We start from the raw sequence: 21,479 nt of genomic DNA, 5'->3' as shown, positions 1-21,479 counted from the left end.
TTTTCTTTTCTTTTTTATCATTGTGTACAATCGTAATATTCCCTCTGCCAAGTATACGTAGGTCTTTTTAGGGGAGCTTTTTGGCATCATAATAAATTCTTATTAGGAGAGCTCGCATGTTCAAATGCCCAGAACGGGTTAGTGTCAAAAAAAAGGAAGATATTTTAGATCTTCCAAATCTTATTGAAGTTCAAATTAAATCGTATAAGCAATTTCTTCAGATGGATAAACTAGCTGAAGAACGCGAGAATATTGGTTTAGAAGAGGTCTTCCGGGAAATATTCCCCATTAAATCTTATAATGAAGCTACTATTTTAGAATATCTCTCGTATAATTTAGGTGTGCCTAAATATTCTCCTGAGGAATGTATTCGTAGAGGCATTACTTATAGTGTAACTTTAAAAGTTCGTTTCCGACTCACTGATGAAACTGGGATTAAAGAAGAAGAAGTGTATATGGGTACTATACCCATAATGACTGATAAGGGCACATTTATTATTAATGGTGCAGAAAGAGTAATTGTGTCTCAGGTTCATAGATCACCAGGAATTAATTTTGAACAGGAAAAGCACTCTAAGGGGAATGTCTTATTTTCTTTTAGAATAATACCTTACCGAGGAAGTTGGTTAGAAGCTATTTTTGATGTCAATGATTTAATTTATATTCATATTGATAGAAAGAAACGTCGTCGTAAGATTCTAGCAATGACGTTTATTCGCGCTTTAGGTTACTCATCGGATGCGGATATCATTGAGGAATTTTTCCAAGTAGAAGAATATGCGTTAAAAAGCGAAAAAGATTTTACTATTTTAGTCGGTAAAATTTTAGCCGATAACGTGATTGATGAAGCTTCGTCTCTAGTATATGGAAAAGCAGGGGAGAAGCTGAGCACTGCTATGCTGAAAAGAATGCTGGATGCTAATATTTCTACATTAAAAATTGCTGTAGAAGCTGATGAAAGCCACCCCATTATTAAAATGTTGGCAAAAGATCCAACGGATTCCTATGAAGCGGCTTTAAAAGATTTTTATAGAAGATTACGGCCCGGTGAGCCAGCAACCTTAGCTAATGCACGTTCAACAATCATGCGACTTTTCTTTGATCCTAAGCGCTATAATCTAGGCAGAGTGGGTCGCTATAAGTTAAATAGGAAACTTGGTTTTCCTATGGATGAAGAGTCTTTATCTCAAGTTACTTTGAGAAAAGAAGATGTTATTGGCGCATTAAAGTACCTTATTCGCTTAAAAATGGGAGATGATAAGGCTTCGATTGATGATATTGATCATTTAGCAAATCGTCGTGTGCGTTCAGTAGGAGAGCTCATCCAAAATCAATGCCGCTCTGGTTTGGCTAGAATGGAAAAAATTGTTCGAGAAAGGATGAATCTTTTTGATTTCTCTTCGGACACATTGATCCCAGGAAAGATTATTTCTGCGAAAGGTTTAGCCAGTGTTCTCAAAGACTTTTTTGGACGTTCACAGCTTTCTCAGTTTATGGATCAAACGAATCCAGTGGCAGAGTTAACTCATAAGCGTCGTTTATCTGCCTTGGGTCCTGGAGGTTTGAATCGAGAAAGAGCTGGATTCGAAGTGCGTGACGTTCACGCTAGCCATTATGGGCGTATTTGTCCTATTGAAACCCCGGAAGGGCCAAATATTGGTTTGATTACCTCCTTATCAGCTTTTGCAAAGATTAATGAATTCGGATTCATTGAAACCCCATATCGTATTGTTAGGGATGGAGTAGTCACAGATGAAATTGAGTATATGACAGCTGATGTTGAAGAAGAGTGTGTCATAGCTCAAGCATCGGCAAATTTGGATGAGTTTAATATGTTTACTGATCCTGTTTGTTGGGCTAGGTATCGAGGAGAGGCTTTTGAAGCTGATACAAGTACTGTGACCCATATGGATGTGTCGCCTAAGCAATTAGTTTCTATTGTGACTGGGTTGATTCCTTTCTTAGAACATGATGATGCTAACCGAGCTCTTATGGGATCCAACATGCAACGCCAAGCTGTGCCTTTATTGAAAGCAGAGGCTCCTATCGTGGGAACAGGATTAGAAGCGCGCGCAGCAAAAGATTCTGGAGCGATTGTTGTTGCAGAAGAAGATGGTGTCGTGGATTACGTTGATGGCTACAAGGTAGTGGTTGCAGCTAAATACAATCCAACGATTAAGCGTACATATCATTTAAAGAAATTCCTACGATCCAATTCGGGTACATGCATTAATCAACGTCCTTTATGTTCTGTTGGTGATGTGATTGTTAAAGGCGATGTGATTGCTGACGGTCCTGCTACAGATCGAGGTGAACTTGCTTTGGGCAAGAATATTCTTGTTGCCTTCATGCCTTGGTATGGCTACAACTTTGAGGATGCCATTATTATTTCTGAAAAGTTAATTAAGCAAGATGCCTACACCTCTATTTACATTGAGGAATTTGAGTTGACAGCTCGGGATACTAAGTTAGGAAAAGAAGAGATTACTCGAGACATTCCTAATGTTTCGGAAGAGGTTTTAGCTAACCTAGGTGAAGATGGAATTATTCGTATTGGAGCTGAGGTTAAGCCAGGGGATATTCTTGTTGGTAAAATTACGCCAAAGTCGGAAACTGAGCTTGCTCCTGAAGAGCGCTTATTGCGTGCTATTTTTGGTGAGAAGGCAGCTGATGTTAAGGATGCTTCTCTTACAGTGCCTCCTGGGACCGAAGGAGTTGTCATGGATGTTAAGGTCTTTAGTAGAAAAGACCGATTATCAAAAAGTGATGATGAGCTTGTAGAAGAAGCTGTTCATTTAAAAGATTTACAAAAAGGATACAAGAATCAAGTTGCTCTATTGAAGACAGAATATCGTGAAAAGTTGGGAGCTTTGTTACTTAATGAAAAGGCCCCCGCTGCTATAGTTCATCGTCGTACTGCGGATATTTTAGTTCCTGAAGGTGCTATCTTTGATCAAGAAACTATCGAGTTTCTTGAGAAAGAAAGCTTGGTTGATCTTCTCATGCCTTCTTGTGAAATCTACGATATGTTGAAAAGCATTCTTTCTGAATATGAAACCTCGTTACAACGTTTGGAAATCAATTATAAAACGGAAGTTGAGCATATTCGTGAAGGCGACGCAGATCTAGACCATGGTGTTATCCGTCAGGTCAAGGTTTATGTAGCTTCAAAAAGAAAACTTCAGGTTGGGGACAAAATGGCAGGACGTCATGGAAACAAAGGAGTTGTTTCTAAAATTGTTCCTGAAGCTGATATGCCTTACTTAGCAAATGGTGAAACTGTACAGATGATTTTAAATCCTCTTGGGGTGCCATCTAGGATGAACTTGGGACAAGTATTAGAAACTCATCTTGGTTATGCTGCAAAAACTGCCGGTATTTATGTAAAAACTCCCGTATTTGAAGGGTTTCCAGAGTCTCGTATTTGGGATATGATGATAGAGCAGGGATTGCCGGCAGATGGTAAGTCCTATCTGTATGATGGAAAGACAGGAGAAAGATTTGATAATACGGTAGTTATTGGCTATATTTATATGCTGAAATTGAGCCACTTAATTGCCGATAAGATTCATGCAAGGTCTATTGGTCCTTATTCTCTAGTCACTCAACAACCCCTCGGAGGGAAAGCTCAGATGGGGGGACAGAGATTTGGTGAAATGGAGGTATGGGCTTTAGAGGCTTATGGTGTAGCTCATATGCTCCAAGAAATTCTCACGGTAAAATCGGACGATGTTTCTGGTAGAACAAGAATTTATGAGTCAATTGTTAAGGGAGAAAATCTCTTAAAATCAGGTACACCAGAATCATTTAATGTTTTGATTAAAGAAATGCAAGGTTTAGGGCTTGATGTCCGTCCTATGGTAGTAGATGCTTAAAACTTACTTGTTGGAGAAAGCGCGAATGTTCGGAGAAAATTCTCGAGATATTAACACTTTGTCGAAAGAGGGACTATTTGATAAGTTGGAAATAGGAATTGCCTCAGATGTTATTATTCGTGATAAGTGGTCTTGTGGAGAAATTAAAAAGCCCGAAACAATAAATTATCGTACCTTTAAGCCCGAGAAAGGTGGGTTGTTTTGCGAGAAGATTTTTGGGCCCACTAAAGATTGGGAGTGTTGTTGCGGTAAATACAAAAAGATCAAACACAAAGGGATTGTTTGCGATCGTTGTGGAGTTGAGGTTACTCTTTCTAAAGTGCGGCGTGAACGTATGGCTCATATTGAGCTAGCTGTTCCTATTGTACATATCTGGTTTTTCAAGACGACCCCTTCTCGAATAGGTAATGTTTTAGGAATGACAGCATCCGACCTGGAAAGAATTATTTACTATGAAGAGTATGTAGTTATTGATCCAGGTAAAACGGACCTAAATAAAAAGCAACTTTTGAACGATGCTCAATATCGTGAGGTTATTGAGAAATGGGGGAAAGATGCTTTTGTTGCGAAAATGGGTGGAGAAGCTATTTATGATTTATTGAAATCAGAAGATCTCCCCAGTTTGTTGAAAGAGCTTAAAGATCGTTTAAGAAAGACAAAGTCGCAACAAGCTCGTATGAAGCTTGCTAAGCGATTAAAAATTATTGAAGGTTTTGTCTCATCTTCTAATCATCCTGAATGGATGGTCTTAAAAAATGTTCCTGTAGTTCCCCCAGATTTACGTCCTCTAGTACCTTTGGATGGTGGAAGATTTGCAACTTCGGATTTAAATGATCTTTATCGTCGTGTAATTAACCGAAATAATCGTCTCAAAGCGATTTTGAGATTGAAAACTCCTGAAGTTATCGTTCGTAATGAAAAGCGTATGTTGCAGGAAGCAGTAGATGCCTTGTTTGACAATGGCCGTCATGGACATCCTGTCATGGGAGCAGGGAATCGTCCTTTGAAATCTCTTTCAGAGATGCTAAAAGGAAAGAATGGTCGTTTTCGACAAAATCTTTTAGGTAAACGCGTTGACTATTCCGGGCGTTCTGTAATTATCGTTGGTCCAGAGTTGAAGTTCAATCAATGTGGTCTTCCGAAAGAGATGGCCCTTGAATTGTTTGAGCCTTTTATTATTAAGAGACTTAAAGATCAGGGAAGTGTTTATACAATTCGTTCTGCTAAGAAAATGATTCAACGGGGAGCTCCTGAAGTTTGGGATGTTTTAGAAGAAATTATTAAAGGTCATCCTGTATTGCTTAACCGAGCACCAACTCTACACCGTTTAGGAATCCAAGCATTTGAACCCGTACTAATTGAAGGTAAGGCAATTCGTGTTCATCCTTTAGTTTGCGCAGCTTTTAACGCTGACTTTGATGGAGACCAAATGGCGGTACACGTACCTTTATCTATAGAGGCGCAATTAGAAGCTAAGGTCTTAATGATGGCACCGGATAATATTTTCTTGCCGTCATCTGGAAAGCCGGTAGCCATACCATCGAAAGACATGACGTTAGGATTGTACTACCTTATGGCTGATCCTACATATTTCCCAGAGGATCATGGAGGCAAAGTCAAGATATTTAAAGACGAGAAAGAAGTACTGCGCGCTCTTTCGGTAGGTGGTTTTCTTGATGAACAATTCGAAAATCGTCGAGATGAAATAGGACGAGGGTTGCATATTCATGAAAAAATTAAAGTTCGTATAGATGGTCAGATTATTGAAACCACACCCGGACGTGTATTATTTAATAGAATCGTTCCTAAAGAGCTCGGTTTTCAAAATTACAGCATGCCCAGCAAGCGCATAAGTGAGCTGATTTTACAATGCTATAAAAAAGTAGGCCTAGAATCTACGGTGCGTTTCTTGGATGATCTTAAAGATCTAGGGTTTATTCAAGCAACGAAAGCTGCAATTTCTATGGGATTAAAGGATGTCAAAATTCCTGAAATTAAGAACGATATTCTTAAAGAAGCTTACGATAAAGTCGCCGTTGTTAAGAAGCAGTACGATGATGGTATTATTACAGAAGGGGAACGTCATTCCAAGACAATTAGTATTTGGACTGAGGTGTCTGAGGTTTTATCAGATGCTTTATATGTAGAAATTAGTAAGCAGAATAAGAGCAAGCATAATCCTTTATTCCTAATGATTGATTCGGGAGCTAGAGGTAATAAATCCCAGTTGAAGCAGTTGGGAGCATTGCGAGGTTTAATGGCAAAACCAAATGGAGCTATTATTGAATCCCCCATTACGTCGAATTTCCGTGAAGGGCTTACTGTTCTTGAGTACTCAATTTCTTCGCACGGAGCTAGAAAAGGTCTAGCAGATACAGCATTGAAAACAGCAGACTCAGGATATTTGACACGTCGTCTTGTTGATGTAGCCCAAGATGTCATTATTACAGAGAAAGATTGTGGTACATTAAATCACATTGAAATTTCTGCCATCCGTCAGGGATCGGAAGAATTATTACCATTAAGAGATCGCATTTATGGTCGTACAGTAGCAGAAGATATTTATCAACCAGGGAATAAGAGCGAGCTTCTTGCTAAAAGTGGAGACGTGTTAACTTCTGCACAAGCAGAAGTTATTGATGATGCAGGTATTGAGAGTATTAAAATTCGCTCTACGCTGACCTGTGAAAGTCGACGGGGAGTTTGTGCTAAGTGTTACGGATTAAATCTTGCGAATGGCCGTTTGATTGGCTTAGGAGAAGCTGTAGGTATTATTGCTGCGCAATCCATTGGAGAGCCCGGAACACAGTTGACCATGAGAACATTCCACCTTGGAGGTATTGCAGCAACATCTTCTACGCCAGAAATTATAACGAATAGTTCTGGTATTTTGGTATACATGGACTTGCGTGTCGTTACTGGTCAAGATGGCAATAATCTTGTTCTGAATAAGAAAGGGGCTTTGCATGTCGTTCGTGATGAAGGCCGAAGTTTAGAGGAATACAAAAAACTATTAGGCACAAAGTCTATTGAAAGTTTAGAGGCATTCCCCGTAGAACTTGGAGTAAAAATTTTAGTCAAAGACGGAGAATCTGTATCTGTAGGACAAAGAATAGCTGAAGTTGAGTTACATAATATTCCAATTATTTGTGATAAGCCTGGTTACGTGAAGTGCGAAGATTTAGTAGAAGGTATTTCTACTGAGAAAGTAGTCAATAAGAATACAGGTTTAGTAGAGTTAATTGTTAAGCAACACCGCGGGGAGTTACATCCTCAGATAGCCATTTATGCTGATGCTGACTTAAATGAACTTGTTGGAACTTATGCTATTCCTTCTGGCGCTATTATTTCTGTTGAAGAAGGACAGAAAGTGGAAGCAGGTATGTTATTAGCAAGATTGCCACGGGGAGCTATTAAGACGAAGGATATTACTGGAGGTTTACCTCGAGTTGCTGAATTAGTAGAAGCTCGCAAACCCGAAGATGCGGCTGATATTGCGAAAATTGATGGTATTGTTGATTTTAAAGGTATTCAAAAAAATAAGCGTATTCTTGTTGTTCGTGATGAGATGACTGGAATGGAAGAAGAGCATTTGATTCCTTTAACAAAACATCTTATTGTTCAGCGCGGTGATAATGTCATGAAAGGCCAGCAGTTGACAGATGGTTTAGTGGTTCCTCATGAAATTTTGGAAATATGTGGTGTTCGTGAATTGCAAAAATACTTGGTGAATGAGGTTCAAGAAGTTTATCGTCTACAAGGTGTAGATATTAATGATAAGCATATTGAAATTATTGTACGTCAAATGTTGCAAAAAGTACGAATTACTGACCCAGGAGACACAACCTTGCTCTTTGGAGAGGAAGTAAATAAGAAAGAGTTTTATGAAGAAAATCGTCGCACAGAAGAAGACGGTGGTAAGCCTGCACAGGCGGTCCCCGTATTATTAGGAATTACTAAGGCCTCTCTTGGCACAGAATCCTTTATTTCTGCGGCATCCTTCCAAGACACAACTCGAGTATTAACTGATGCTGCTTGTAGTAGTAAGACCGACTATCTCCTAGGATTTAAAGAAAATGTCATTATGGGACATATCATTCCGGGGGGTACAGGGTTTGATACTCATAAGCGTATTAAGCAATACTTGGAACAAGAGCAAGAAGAGCTTGTTTTTGATTTTGTAAGCGAATCTGAATGTGCTTGTTAGAAAGAATCTAGGTCAAATAGTTATCGTTTAAGGGGGTTAAACTTCTATTTATAACCTCCTTGATAGTAATGATTTTTTTTGTTAGCCTCGCCTAAAAACGGATAGTGATAGCAGGATGCCTATGCCTAAGCAATTTGATCAACTAAAACTCTGGAGTGTTATTGTTTGTGATACTGGTGATCCAGAATTAATTAAAGTTTCTGGAGCTCAAGATGCAACTACGAATCCATCCCTTATTTTAAAGGTGGCTCAGGAGACAAAATATCAAGAATTGTTAACTGAGGCTATTGCTTGGGGAATTCGGCAAAATGGTGATGATGTTCAGACATTGACTTTTGTATTAGACAAGATACAAGTAAATTTTGGTTTAGAGATTCTCAAGACCATTCCTGGTCGCGTGTCTTTAGAGATTGATGCTCGTCTTTCTTTTAATACAGAAGCTATGGTGCAAAGGGCTGTATTTTTAAGCCAATTGTTTGAGGCTTCTGGAGGAGATAAAAAGCGTCTTTTGGTAAAAATTCCTGGTACCTGGGAAGGTATTCGTGCTGTAGAGATATTGGAAAAGCAGGGAATTGCTTGTAACGTTACTCTGATTTTTAATCTTATCCAAGCTATTGCTGCTGCACAAGCTAAAGCAACTGTCATTTCTCCTTTTGTTGGTCGTATTTATGACTGGTGGATAGCAGCTTACGGAGAAGAGGGGTATTCCATAGATTCAGATCCAGGAGTAGCTTCCGTAGCAAATATTTATACGTATTATAAGAAATTTGATATCCCTACGCAAGTTATGGCAGCCTCTTTCCGAACGAAGGAACAAATTCTTGCTCTAGCAGGGTGTGATTTATTAACTATTTCTCCAAAGTTATTGGATGAGTTAAAGCAAGATCAGTCGCCAATTACTAGAAGGCTTAGTGTAGAAGAAGCTAAAAAATTAGATTTACAAACTGTGGAACTTACGGAAAGTGTATTCCGGTTCTTGATGAATGAAGATGCAATGGCTACTGAAAAGCTTGCTGAAGGCATTCGAATATTCTCTGGAGATACTCAAATTCTTGAGGCAGCGGTCACGGAGTTTATTAAACAAATAGCTGCGCAAGATGCGTAAAAGAAAGAACTGCCTTTAAGTTGAAAAGTGCTTGGAGGCAAATAAAAGAAGATAAGATGAACCATAACTCGTTGCTTGTTTTTTCCTGTCCTTGCTGTTGTGAAGGAGAAGTTACTTTCTCTTTAGTTAGTTTGGAGAAAGTTTTAGTGTGTAGTTGTTGTTCTTCTACGTACGCTTTTGATGCAGAGATACGGAATGCGATTCGTCAATTTGCTACCTTATGCATGAGAATTCATGATGCTTCCCCATTATTAGGGAATGCGGCTGTTTCCGTATCGGTTCAAGGTAATTCTGTGGATATCCCCTTTCAACTACTGTTTTCTAGATTCCCAGTAGTTTTTAATCTTACTATTGATGGGAAAAAGATTAGAATTCATGTTATTTTTGATGCTCTAAAAAATGAGATTCTTCATCAAGAAAACGAAGTTTTGGTCTAAAGTAGTTATTAATTTGTTTCTCCATGAAATTGTTTCAGTGCTTCTTTAAGAATAGCATCGCCAGACATAGCCTCCTTATTAGATAATTTAAAGGAAGCAATAGTTTTTAAGAAAATAAGGGAAACTGTGGGGTAATCATCAAGGGTTGCTGTGCTTGTGAAGATATAAGCAGTGTGATTAATGACTAAAACGCCTTGCAGACAGAAAACTTTTCCCCAAGAAGAATTTTTTTCCGTTTTAATGATGGTAAATTCTCCGCTAGGAGACTGTATATGCGTGAAAATGGAAGAATCCAATGTCATGTCATTGGCTTTGTGATACGTGAGAATTTCTTCAACATACTCTGCTTGGTTTTTTGCAGTAATTTCCTGTGAAATATTAATAGTCGGAGTTAAAGATCCTGATCCTTTACCAATAAAAACAACATCTAGCTTATCAGGAAGTTGAGTTTTATCATTAATCCCCTGCCAATGACTAGGAATTTGAATGGAGTATTCTTCTCCTGCATATATCCCCCAAGATATTAGAGGTTTTGCTTTAGTAGCTGGGTAGGATGTTCTTTTTTTAGATGCGCGTCCTCTGATGGATTGATTGGGAGTTGTTTTAGGGGATTTTTGTTGCACCCGTTTTTGTATTACTCTTGAGGGAGGAGTTGGAGTCTTATTAACAGTACTTATAGGTGCACCATAGGCCTGAGGAATTTCATTCATTAGGAGGGGGATGCTAGTAAGCCATAAAGCAAGGACAGCATGAGTTTTCATAAAAATCTTTTATTTAATTTTATTTAAAAGACTAATGCGGTAGTCTTTTGATTTATTTGGATTGTAGTTGATTTTTTTTTAAAGATAAACCTCTGTTTTCTTGAAGGTAGGAGATATGGCGGATCTTAGTGCAGAAGATAAACTTAAACAAATCTGCGATGCTCTTAGAGTAGAAACATTAAAACCAGCAGAAGATGAGGCTGCAGCGATAATAGAGAGTGCAAAGGAAAAGGCGAAGAGAATTATTTTAGAAGCTCAGGAAGAAGCTAATCAAATTGTAGAGACAGCTAGGGAAGAGGCGGAGCGTAAATTAAAGCAAGGGGAAGCTGCTTTAGCTCAAGCTGGTAAACGTGCTTTAGAAACGTTAAAACAGTCTATTGAGGGTAAGATATTTCAAGATTCTTTAGCTGAGTGGCTAGAGAATGTATTGGTGGATCCCGAAGTATCTGCAAAGATGATCACTGCTTTGCTTCAAGCAATTCAAGAACAGGGGATTTTTGGAGAATTGACGGCCTATATAGGGAAGCATGTAGCAGCGAGGGCCGTAAACGAATTTCTTGGAAAAGAAGTATTAGCGAAGCTTAAGGGCAAAGGAGTAGCTATTGGTAAATTTGTGGGTGGAGTACAGCTAAAAGTAGAGGATAGGAATTTAGTGCTAGACTTAAGCTCAGATACTCTTCTTGGTCTTCTAACGCGTTATTTACAAAAAGATTTTCGTGAAATGGTATTTCAAGATTCTTAAAGCATTGATTTTGACTTACCGTATTATTTGAGTCCCAATTAAAATTAGAGTTATTATAATGACTCAGTATTGTTTTTTATCTTTATTTCTTCTTCCCCAGATTCCTGAATCTCCACCAGTATATTCTTTTAGAGATCTTGATGATTTCTTGCGATTGAATTTATCACAGAAGGATTTCAAGCATTACGTTATCTTAAAGCGTTTTTTTGATTTTAATAATTTTGCTTTTTTTTGGAGTGGGAAGAAGATCACTCAGTCTTACGGTATGGTGACGCAAGAAAATGTAGAAAATTTGTTGCGCTTACAACAATGGTCTGATGATTGTGAATTTGAGGATTTTTTTAAGGATTTTCTTTTGCAATATAAAACTTCTCAAGAGCGTTTGGATAACTTTTCTTATTTAGTTGGTGAGTTTTTAGCTCATTATCGAAATAGCTCCTCAGAATTTCTTCGGACATATTTTACATTTAAGCAAAATTTACGTGTAATACTTGCGGGTTTCCGTTCTAGAGTACTGCAATTGGATGTTTCTTATGTATTACGAAACGAAGATAGTTCGGATCCTATCGTATTACAAGTATTAATGCAAAAAGACTCTCCTCATTACGAACTTCCCCGAGAGTTTGCCGATTTGAGTAGTGTGTTGGAAGACTATGGGCATTTACCTCACACGTTAAATCGGACATTATCATTGTATGAATTTCATAAGATAGAGGAAATGTATCGAGATAAATATTTTGATGCAGATGCGGTTTTAGCAAAAATTACTACGTATCTCTTGGCTATTCATCATAATGTAGCAAGTGTAGAGAAAGGTAGAAATATCATTAATTCTATGGAAAGGGCAATCACATGGTAGCAGCTTCAGGTCAAACAACACAAGGATACGTGGTAGAAGCCTATGGGAACTTATTGCGTGTACATTTTGATGGGCATGTGCGTCAGGGTGAAGTTGCTTATGTTAATGTAGATAACTCTTGGTTGAAAGCAGAGATTATTGAAGTTGTAGGTCAAGAAGTTAAAATTCAGGTTTTTGAGGATACTCAAGATGTGCGTCGCGGTGCTTTAGTTACTTTTTCAGGGCATTTATTAGAAGCAGAACTTGGGCCGGGATTATTACAGGGGATTTTTGATGGATTGCAAAATCGTTTGCAAGTACTGGCTGAAAGTAGTGTGTTTTTAAAAAGAGGTAAGTACGTTAATGCTCTTTGTAGACATACGTTGTGGGAATATACTCCTAAAGTTGTTGTTGGAGACTTTGTATTCCCAGGAGATACGCTTGGTTTGGTTAAGGAAGGATGTTTTGATCATAAGATCATGGTTCCTTTGTCTTGTTTCAAGGAACTCACCATTACTTGGGTAATTTCAGAGGGAAGTTATAGTGTTGATACTGTAGTCGCTAAAGCTCGTGATATTGATGGTAAAGAATATAACTTTACTATGGTACAAAAGTGGCCGATAAAGAAAGCCTTTATTCGGGGAGAGAAAGTCCCCTGTTCCGAGATTATGGATGTTGGAGTACGAATTTTAGATACCCATATTCCTGTATTGAAGGGGGGAACATTTTGTACTCCTGGACCATTTGGAGCTGGGAAAACAGTATTGCAACATCATTTATCTAAATATGCTGCTGTAGATATTGTTGTTTTATGTGCTTGTGGAGAACGTGCTGGGGAAGTGGTCGAAGTTTTGCAGGAATTTCCCCACCTTACGGATCCTCATACAGGGGGATCTCTCATGCATAGGACATGTATTATTTGTAATACTTCATCTATGCCTGTAGCTGCTAGAGAATCTTCTATATATTTAGGAATTACCATAGCTGAGTATTATCGACAAATGGGTCTGGATGTATTATTACTTGCAGATTCTACATCTAGATGGGCTCAAGCTTTAAGAGAAATTTCTGGGAGATTAGAGGAAATTCCGGGAGAGGAAGCTTTTCCCGCATATTTGGCATCACGTATCGCTGCATTTTATGAGCGCGGGGGAGCTCTTCTTATGCCTGACGGTTCTGTAGGGTCTTTAACTATATGCGGGGCTGTATCTCCTGCAGGAGGAAACTTTGAAGAGCCCGTTACTCAGGCCACTTTATCGGTTGTTGGGGCATTTTGTGGTTTGTCTAAAGCTCGTGCTGATGCTAGACGGTATCCTTCAATTGATCCCATGATCTCTTGGTCAAAATATCTTGATCAGGTGGGAGAAATTTTAGAGCATAAGGTTTGTGGATGGGGTGAAGCAGTAAAAAGAGTAAATCGCTTACTTCTTGAAGGTTTTGAAATTGGCAAGCGTATGGAAGTTGTTGGAGAAGAAGGGATTTCTATGGAGGACATGGAAATCTATCTAAAGTCTGAGTTATATGACTTTTGTTATCTTCAACAAAATGCTTTTGACGCTGTTGATTGCTATTGTCCTTTTGATCGACAAATCGAATTATTTACATTAATGAATCGTATTTTTGATGCACAATTGAGTTTTGATTGTTCTGATAGTGCAAGAAGTTTCTTTCTTGAATTGCAAAGTAAAATTAAGACTTTAAATGGCCAGAAATTTCTTTCTGATGAGTATAAGAAAGGAATGGAGGTAATTCATAAGTTGCTGGATACGAAGATTGCGCAAACAACGTAGATAGAATTATGCAGACAATATATACAAAAATTACTGATATTAAAGGGAATTTAATCACCGTAGAAGCTGAAGGTGCTTGTTTAGGGGAATTAGCAGAAATTGAACAAATGGATGGGCGATCTTCTTATGCTTCTGTTCTGCGTTTTGATTCCAAAAAAGTTACTCTTCAGGTGTTCGGAGGGACTTCAGGATTATCTACAGGGGACCGTGTGACGTTCCTAGGTCGTCCTATGGAGGTTGTTTTTGGGGATTCCTTACTAGGCAGACGATTGAATGGTATTGGGAAACCTATTGATGGTGAAGGTGAGAGCTTTGGTGATCCTATTCAAATTGCTACACCAACGTTTAATCCTGTGCGTCGTGTAGTTCCTAGAGATATGGTGCGCACTAATATCCCGATGATTGATGTATTTAATTGTTTAGTGAAATCGCAAAAAATTCCTATTTTCTCCTCTTCTGGAGAGAAACATAATGCGTTATTAATGCGTATTGCAGCACAAACGGATGCTGATATTGTCATTATTGGTGGCATGGGTTTAACTTTTGTTGATTACAACTTTTTTGTTGAGGAATCTAAAAGGCTAGGCTTTGCAAGTAAGTGTGTGATGTTTATTCACAAGGCTGTTGATGCACCTGTGGAATGTATGTTAATTCCTGACATGGCTTTAGCATGTGCTGAAAAGTTTGCTGTAAACCATAACAAGAATGTTTTGGTGTTACTTACAGATATGACGGCTTTTGCAGATGCGTTAAAGGAAATTTCTATTACCATGGATCAAATTCCAGCAAATCGTGGATATCCGGGGTCATTATATTCGGATCTTGCTTTACGTTATGAAAAAGCAGTAGACATTGCTAATGGAGGATCCATTACGATTATTAGTGTTACAACTATGCCAGGAGATGATATTACCCACCCCATTCCTGATAATACAGGATTCATTACTGAAGGACAGTTTTATTTGAAAAATAATCGTATTGATCCCTTTGGTTCGTTATCACGATTGAAGCAACTCGTTATTGGGAAGGTAACTCGAGAAGATCACGGGGATCTCGCTAACGCGTTAATTCGTTTATATGCAGATTCCCGTAAAGCATCTGAGAGAATGTCTATGGGCTTTAAGTTATCTAATTGGGATAAGAAGCTATTGGAATTTTCGAAATTATTTGAAACACGACTCATGAGCTTGGAGGTAAATATTCCTTTGGAAGAAGCATTGGATATTGGTTGGAAAATTCTAGCGCAAAGTTTTCATTCTGAAGAGGTTGGCATTAAAGAACAGTTGATTAATAAGTATTGGCCCAAATCATGTCTTCACAGATAAAGTTTACGAAAAATTCATATCGCTTAGAAAAGTTAAAGCTTGCTCGTTTAGAAACCTACTTACCTACATTGAAATTAAAAATGTCATTATTACAAGTAGAAGTTGCTAATGCTGCACGTGAGGCAAGCCATTGGTTGCAGATATATCAAGAATCTCGAGAACGCATTTATGCTTTTGCTGAATTATTTAGCATTCCTCTTTATGTTGATGCTGTGATTAATAGCTTTAAGATTGAGAAAGTTGATAAGGATTATGAAAATATTACGGGGGTAGAGGTCCCTGTAATTAAAAATATCGTTTTGTCGGAATTTTCTTATTCTGTGCTGGACACGCCAATTTGGATTGATACTGTGGTTTCATCTGCTCGAGAATTTGTAGTGAATAAAGTGCGTTCTGAAGTGGCTTTAGAAAGGCAAAGAATTTTACAAGAAGAATTAAGAAATGTATCGATTCGTGTGAATCTTTTTGAAAAAAAACTTATTCCCGAAACAACACAAATAATTAAAAAAATCGCTATTTTTTTAAGTGACCGCAGTATTACCGATATTGGTCAAGTAAAAGTGGCTAAGAAAAAGATACAACAGCGTAAGGAGGCCTCCGAATGCGCATAGATGTAAATAAGTATCTTTTTATAGGTAAGAATTCTTCAGCATTTTTTTCTGCTTGTAGAGAGCTCGGAATTGTAGAATTTATTTCTAATAAAAAATTAATTGCTTCAGAAAAGTTACATCGTTTTTCTGAATGTTTAAAAATTTTAAATTTATTAGATGGCGAGGTCTCAGACGATTTAGTAGCGCCCAAGGTCGAAGATCTTACTGTAGAAGAAATTCTAGACGAAGTGATTACTTTACATCAGGAAATTCTTGCTTTAACGGAGAGTTACAAGGCTTTAAAGAAAGAAATCATACGTGTAAAGCCTCTTGGACAGTTTTCATCAAATGATATTATTGAATTTACGAGAAAAACAGGTTTAACCATACGATTTTTCTATAGAAAGCATGTTGATGGACAGCCTTTAGAAGTCGACCAATCCAATGTTTTCTATTTATCTACATCATATAATTTTGATTATTATGCTGTTATAGGGATTGTCAGCCTGTCAAAAGAGGATTTTACGGAAATTGATGCTCAGCACTCTGTTAATGAATTGCAGGTGCAAGAAGCCAGTCTGTTGAAGGATATTCGCTATAAAAAATCACGTATTTGTGAGTTATATGCCTATCGTCAGAATGTTTTAGAAGGTTTATGTAACTATGATAATGAGTTACAATTACAACATGTAGAAGATAGTGTCGAAGCATTGTTTGATGGTAAGGCATTTACGATTACTGGCTGGGTAATTGCTAATCGTTTACATGAATTACAACAGTTATGTGATCAGTATAATGTATGCCTATATAAAGTAGCTCCCCATCCTGAAGAGGTTGTTCCTACATATTTAGAGAATAGTGGGATCAGTCGTATCGGAGAGGACCTTGTGAATATATATGATACCCCAGCGTCTTCAGACAAAGATCCTTCCTTATGGGTCTTTGTTTCGTTTGCTCTCTTTTTTTCTATGATTGTTAATGATGGGGGTTATGGTCTTTTATTTTTAGTGTCCTCATTTTTTATAACCGCTAAGGCTCGCCGCGCTCTTAAAGGTTCTAGAGCTTTAGCGCGCTTCTTAAAAATGTTTTCTATTTTAGGTATCGGGTGTATTGCCTGGGGATTTGCAACAACGTCGTTTTTTGGGACGACGATTAGTTATACGAGCCCCTTACGTAAGTATTCTCTAACGCATATGTTAGCTCTAAAGAAATCTGCGTATTATCTAGATAAGCACCCTAAAGGGTATAAAGAATTACTTCATGAGTATCCTGAGCTCAAAGAGAAGACAACACCCGAAGAATTTTTACTATCATCGGAAAAAGGTAGTGGTGATATTGTAGGTCGTTATGTTGTCTATGATAAATTTATAGATAACATTCTCATGGAGTTGGCGTTGTTTGTAGGTGTGCTCCATATGGGGCTAGGAATGATAAGATATGTGCAACAGCGCTACTCAGGTATTGGGTGGATGTTGTTTATGTGTGGGGCGTACTTATATCTTCCTTTGTATTTGCAATCTGTTTCTTTAGTTCATTATTTATTTGGCATTCCCTATGAGCTAGGGGGGACCCTTGGGTATTACGGTATGTTTTTGGGCATAGGTCTTGCTGTTCTAGGAGCTGTATTCCAATATGGTTGGCGAGGACTTAATGAAGTAACTACGATCATACAAGTGTTTTCTGATGTGCTTTCCTATTTGCGTATTTATGCTTTAGGATTAGCAGGATCTATGGTTGGCTCAACCATCATGCAAATCAGTTATGAGTTTTCTCCAGTAATTGGTTGTTTAATTATTCTTTTTGGCCATTCAGTGAATATTCTTTTGTCCATTATGGGGGGAGTGATTCATGGCCTGAGATTAAATTTTATTGAATGGTATCATTATAGTTTTGATGGAGGAGGGAAGCTTCTTCGGCCGTTAAGGAAAAAAGTATGTCGTCATATTGTAGATTCTTAGGGATTCATTTAGATAATAATTTTATGGTTTGATAAAATCCCATGGTCTATAAAATTAGATGGTTAGAGTAGTTTATTTTGTCTTTTGTTATTAGAGGGGTACGTAGATGATTGATTTATCGGTGGTGGGGCCTGTTTTAGCCATGGGTTTAGCAATGATTGGTAGTGCCATAGGTTGTGGCATGGCTGGGGTTGCTTCGCATGCTGTAATGTCTCGAATTGAAGAAGGACATGGAAAAATTATTGGATTATCAGCAATGCCGTCATCTCAATCTATTTATGGATTAATTTTTATGCTCTTACTCCGTGATGGAGTTAAAGATGGTAAAGTCTCTTCTATTGGGGCGATTGCTATGGGAGTGTCTGTAGGCGTAGCTTTATTAATATCTGCTATAATGCAGGGGAAATGTTGTGTAAGTGGTATACAAGCTTATGCGCGTTCTTCAGCTATTTATGGTAAATCTTTTGCTTCTATTGGGATAGTTGAATCATTTGCACTCTTTGCTTTTGTTTTTGCGCTATTATTATTCTAGGATCTTTTGGCTTGCAGCACTGCTTTTTTCAGTATTTGCTGTATTGTGCTTATCTTCCTGTTCCCAACCATCGTTATCTTCTTTTACTGAGTTCATAGATAATGATTACCTGGCTGGGGCACAATTAGGAATTGAGCAAGGCCCTCATGATGAAATATTTGGTCAACAGATAGTTATTACCTGGAACTTGCCTTATCGGATGCAAAAGTTGTTGCCAGCCACTTTGCACCTTTCTATTTATTATGGTGATGGGAAAACAGAAAAATTAACATATGAAGTGTGTCAACTTTCAGGGTATCGCGTTTATTGTTTAAAAGGTGATGATTACTATAATCGTCAGGGTATTGTTTCTTATAAGGTCGCCTTATTGAGTAAGGATAAAGAAATTGTGAGTAGGCGGCATCATATTTGGACTGAGGTCATTGCTGTAGGTACCTGCGCTGCTTAAGTATTAGCATTATCTATCAACTGTATTTTAAAGATAGGGATATGAATATGAAAGAGGATGAATTTCCCAAGGCTTACGATTTTAAAACAGTAGAAGAGAAGTTATATGCTTTTTGGGAAACATCCGGCATGTTTGTATCTCATAGTGAGAGTAACAAACCTCCGTATGCTGTGATCATGCCTCCACCTAATGTTACAGGCATTTTGCATATGGGGCATGCTCTTGTGAATACCCTTCAGGATATTCTTATTCGTTATAAGCGAATGTCAGGATTTGAAGTTTGTTGGGTTCCTGGTACAGATCATGCGGGAATTGCTACGCAGACGATAGTAGAAAGGTATTTATATGCTTCCTTTGGTAAGCGTCGTGTAGATTTTTCTAGAGAAGAATTTTTGGCTCATGTTTGGGAGTGGAAAGAAAAAAGTGAATCCGTGATTCTTTCTCAATTACGTCAATTGGGTTGCTCGTGCGACTGGTCACGTTTGCGATTTACAATGGAGCCTTTAGCTAATCGTTCTGTAAGAAAAGCGTTTAAGGTTTTATTTGATCAGGGGCACATTTATCAAGGGTATTATCTTGTTAATTGGGATCCTATGTTACAAACAGCTCTTGCTGATGATGAAGTGGAGTATGAGGAAAGAGATGGCTGGCTTTATTATATTCGTTATCGCGTAGTCAATAGTCATGAAGAGATTATTGTAGCCACAACCCGTCCTGAAACTTTGTTGGGAGATACAGCTATTGCTGTTTCTCCTGAGGATCCGCGGTATGCTCATTTGTTAGGTTCTAAGGTTTACTTACCTTTTGTTCATCGGGAGATTCCTATTATTGGTGATATTTCTGTAGATCCTTCATTTGGAACAGGAGCGGTAAAAGTAACTCCAGCTCATGATAAGGATGATTATCGTATAGGGCTACAACATCAGTTGCCTATGGTAAATATTTTCACTCCTACGGGAGAGATTAATGAGGAAGGAGAACGATTTACAGGTTTAAGTCGGGAACAAGCTCGTGAGAAGATTATTTTAGAATTAGATGCTTTAGGACTGTTTGTGAAAAAAGAACCCTATAAGTTACGCGTAGGAGTTTCTTATCGTTCTGGGGCCGTTATCGAGCCGTATTTATCGAAGCAATGGTTTATTGCTGTAAATCATTTTCGTGATTCTTTAAGAGAATTTGTATGTAATGAGGATATAAAGATTTTTCCCCCAGAGTTTACGAAAAATTATTTGTCCTGGGTAAATAATTTAAAAGATTGGTGCATTAGCCGACAGTTGTGGTGGGGACATCGTATCCCTGTGTGGCATCATAAAGAGGATCCCAATCGTAAGATTTGTTATGAAGGCGAGGGTATTCCAAAGGAAGTAGCTGCGGATCCTGATTCTTGGTATCAAGATCCTGATGTTCTGGATACTTGGTTTTCTTCTGGGTTATGGCCATTGACTTGTTTGGGTTGGCCGGATCTCGCTTCTAAAGATTTTGAAAAGTTTTACCCTACAGCGCTATTGGTTACAGGACATGATATCTTATTTTTCTGGGTAACGCGTATGGTCTTGCTGTGTAGTGCTATGGTAGGAAAACAACCGTTTTCTCATGTATTTTTACACGGACTGATTTTTGGGAAGTCGTACAAACGTTACAATGCTTTGGGAGAATGGACGTACATTTCTGGTGAAGAAAAACGCGCTTATGATTTGGGGCAAGCTTTACCTGAAGATGTTGTTGCTAAATGGGAAAAGCTTTCTAAGTCTAAAGGCAATGTGATAGACCCTCTGGAGATGATTGCGTCTTATGGTGCTGATGCTGTACGCATGACTTTATGTTCTTGCGCTAATCGTGGGGAGCAAATTGATTTAGATTATCGTTTATTTGAGGAATATAAAAATTTCGCGAATAAGATATGGAATGGAGCAAGATTTATTACTAGCCATATTTCTCAGCTTACTGGGGATAACCTTGCTCAAGGTATAGATACCCAAGATTTGGGGTTAGAGGATTATGTCATTATTGATAAGTTTAATTGTTTATTGAGACAATTGGAATCTGCTTATACTACCTATGCTTTTGATAAGATGATTTCTATGGCATATGAGTTCTTTAAAAATGATTTTTGTTCGACGTACATAGAAATCATCAAACCTGTTTTATTTGGTAAACGAGGCAGCGAAAAATCTCGTTTAGCTAAGCAGAAGTTATTATTAGTTATATTAGTGAATGTACTTGGGGTATTGCATCCTATTGCACCTTTTATTACGGATACTCTGTTTGCAAAAGTAAAAAATTCTCTTGGAGACTTACCAGCCAATAGTTCCGATGTAATTATGGGTCATGCATTATCTATGTTACAAGGGGATTCCTATATGTATTCTCCTTACCCTAAGGAAATTAAGATTCCATTTCCTGATCATCTTCAGGAATCATGGTCTCTTGCGGAACGCCTTGTCTATACAATTAGGAATATTCGAGGAGAAATGCAGTTAGATTCTCGGGTATCCTTAGATGCTTTTGTTCTTTGCCCCTCAGAGATAGCTATAGATGTCTATGTTCCTATTATGTGTGCTTTAGGTGGTTTATCTTCTGTGGAGTTGTTAAAAGAGGAACCTAAAGGTCGTCTGTATAGTTTTGGGGTAGTTGACACAATTCGTTTAGGTGTGTTTGTCCCTTCTCAACACCTTGTTAAGGAGAAAGGTCGCTTAGAAAAAGAAAAAAAACGTTTAGAAAGTGCTATAGAAAGTGCTTCAAATTTATTAGCGAGTGAAAGTTTTCGTACGAGAGCAAATCCTGATCTTGTGCATGCTAAAGAAGAAGCTTTGAAGAATTATCGTGTAGAATTGCAAAACATTCTGAATAAGTTAGCATCATTTTCATAAA

At 38.0% G+C, this 21,479-nt stretch carries 14 protein-coding genes; 13 read left to right on the top strand and 1 reads right to left on the bottom strand.

Features of this window, described 5'->3' with window-relative positions:
- Positions 1–116: 116 nt before the first annotated feature.
- From rpoB to M787_RS00305, 4 genes are all read left to right on the top strand, one after another.
- Positions 117–3,875, top strand: coding sequence for a DNA-directed RNA polymerase subunit beta (rpoB, locus tag M787_RS00320; protein ID WP_021828480.1), 3,759 nt, complete (start codon positions 117–119; stop codon positions 3,873–3,875).
- 25 nt (positions 3,876–3,900) lie between these two features.
- Positions 3,901–8,082: a DNA-directed RNA polymerase subunit beta' gene (gene rpoC, locus M787_RS00315; protein WP_021828479.1), complete on the top strand. Its 4,182-nt coding sequence runs from the start codon at positions 3,901–3,903 to the stop codon at positions 8,080–8,082.
- A 121-nt stretch (positions 8,083–8,203) separates the two neighbouring features.
- The gene (gene tal, locus M787_RS00310) at positions 8,204–9,187 is read left to right on the top strand and encodes a transaldolase (RefSeq protein WP_021828478.1); all 984 of its coding nucleotides are present in this window, start codon (positions 8,204–8,206) and stop codon (positions 9,185–9,187) included.
- A gap of 56 nt (positions 9,188–9,243) precedes the next feature.
- The gene (locus tag M787_RS00305) at positions 9,244–9,624 is read left to right on the top strand and encodes a ferredoxin (RefSeq protein WP_021828477.1); all 381 of its coding nucleotides are present in this window, start codon (positions 9,244–9,246) and stop codon (positions 9,622–9,624) included.
- Positions 9,625–9,632: 8 nt separating this feature from the next.
- On the opposite strand, the gene M787_RS00300 is transcribed toward M787_RS00305, so the two are convergent.
- Positions 9,633–10,334, bottom strand: coding sequence for a hypothetical protein (locus tag M787_RS00300; protein WP_394809852.1), 702 nt, complete (start codon positions 10,332–10,334; stop codon positions 9,633–9,635).
- A gap of 166 nt (positions 10,335–10,500) precedes the next feature.
- On the opposite strand from M787_RS00300, the gene M787_RS00295 reads away from it, so the two are divergent.
- The 9 genes from M787_RS00295 (at position 10,501) to M787_RS00255 (ending at position 21,478) form a co-directional block, all read left to right on the top strand.
- A complete protein-coding gene (locus tag M787_RS00295) occupies positions 10,501–11,127 on the top strand; it encodes a V-type ATP synthase subunit E (protein WP_021828475.1) in 627 nt (208 codons plus the stop codon).
- Between the two features lie 58 nt (positions 11,128–11,185).
- Positions 11,186–11,986, top strand: a complete 801-nt coding sequence (locus M787_RS00290) for a DUF2764 family protein (RefSeq protein WP_021828474.1) — start codon at positions 11,186–11,188, stop codon at positions 11,984–11,986.
- Positions 11,980–13,755, top strand: a complete 1,776-nt coding sequence (locus tag M787_RS00285) for a V-type ATP synthase subunit A (protein ID WP_021828473.1) — start codon at positions 11,980–11,982, stop codon at positions 13,753–13,755. The genes M787_RS00290 and M787_RS00285 overlap by 7 nt, the downstream gene beginning before the upstream one ends.
- Before the next feature lie 8 nt (positions 13,756–13,763).
- Positions 13,764–15,080, top strand: coding sequence for a V-type ATP synthase subunit B (locus M787_RS00280; RefSeq protein WP_021828472.1), 1,317 nt, complete (start codon positions 13,764–13,766; stop codon positions 15,078–15,080).
- Positions 15,065–15,691 (top strand): V-type ATP synthase subunit D, encoded by a 627-nt coding sequence (locus M787_RS00275; RefSeq protein WP_021828471.1) that lies wholly within the window; start codon positions 15,065–15,067, stop codon positions 15,689–15,691. Before M787_RS00280 ends, M787_RS00275 begins: the two co-directional genes overlap by 16 nt.
- Positions 15,682–17,628 (top strand): V-type ATP synthase subunit I, encoded by a 1,947-nt coding sequence (locus M787_RS00270; RefSeq protein ID WP_021828470.1) that lies wholly within the window; start codon positions 15,682–15,684, stop codon positions 17,626–17,628. Before M787_RS00275 ends, M787_RS00270 begins: the two co-directional genes overlap by 10 nt.
- Positions 17,629–17,734: 106 nt before the next feature.
- A complete protein-coding gene (locus tag M787_RS00265; RefSeq protein ID WP_021828469.1) occupies positions 17,735–18,160 on the top strand; it encodes an ATP synthase subunit C in 426 nt (141 codons plus the stop codon).
- Entirely contained in the window at positions 18,120–18,608 is a 489-nt protein-coding gene (locus M787_RS00260) for a hypothetical protein (protein WP_034734804.1), read from the top strand. Before M787_RS00265 ends, M787_RS00260 begins: the two co-directional genes overlap by 41 nt.
- 47 nt (positions 18,609–18,655) lie before the next feature.
- On the top strand, positions 18,656–21,478 hold the full coding sequence (locus M787_RS00255) for a valine--tRNA ligase (protein WP_021828467.1): 2,823 nt from the start codon (positions 18,656–18,658) through the stop codon (positions 21,476–21,478).
- Position 21,479 lies beyond the last annotated feature (1 nt).

Origin of the sequence: Chlamydia gallinacea 08-1274/3, from assembly GCF_000471025.2 — a bacterium.
In the GTDB taxonomy this organism is placed as follows: domain Bacteria; phylum Chlamydiota; class Chlamydiia; order Chlamydiales; family Chlamydiaceae; genus Chlamydia; species Chlamydia gallinacea.
This window is presented reverse-complemented; position numbering and strand designations above follow the sequence as displayed.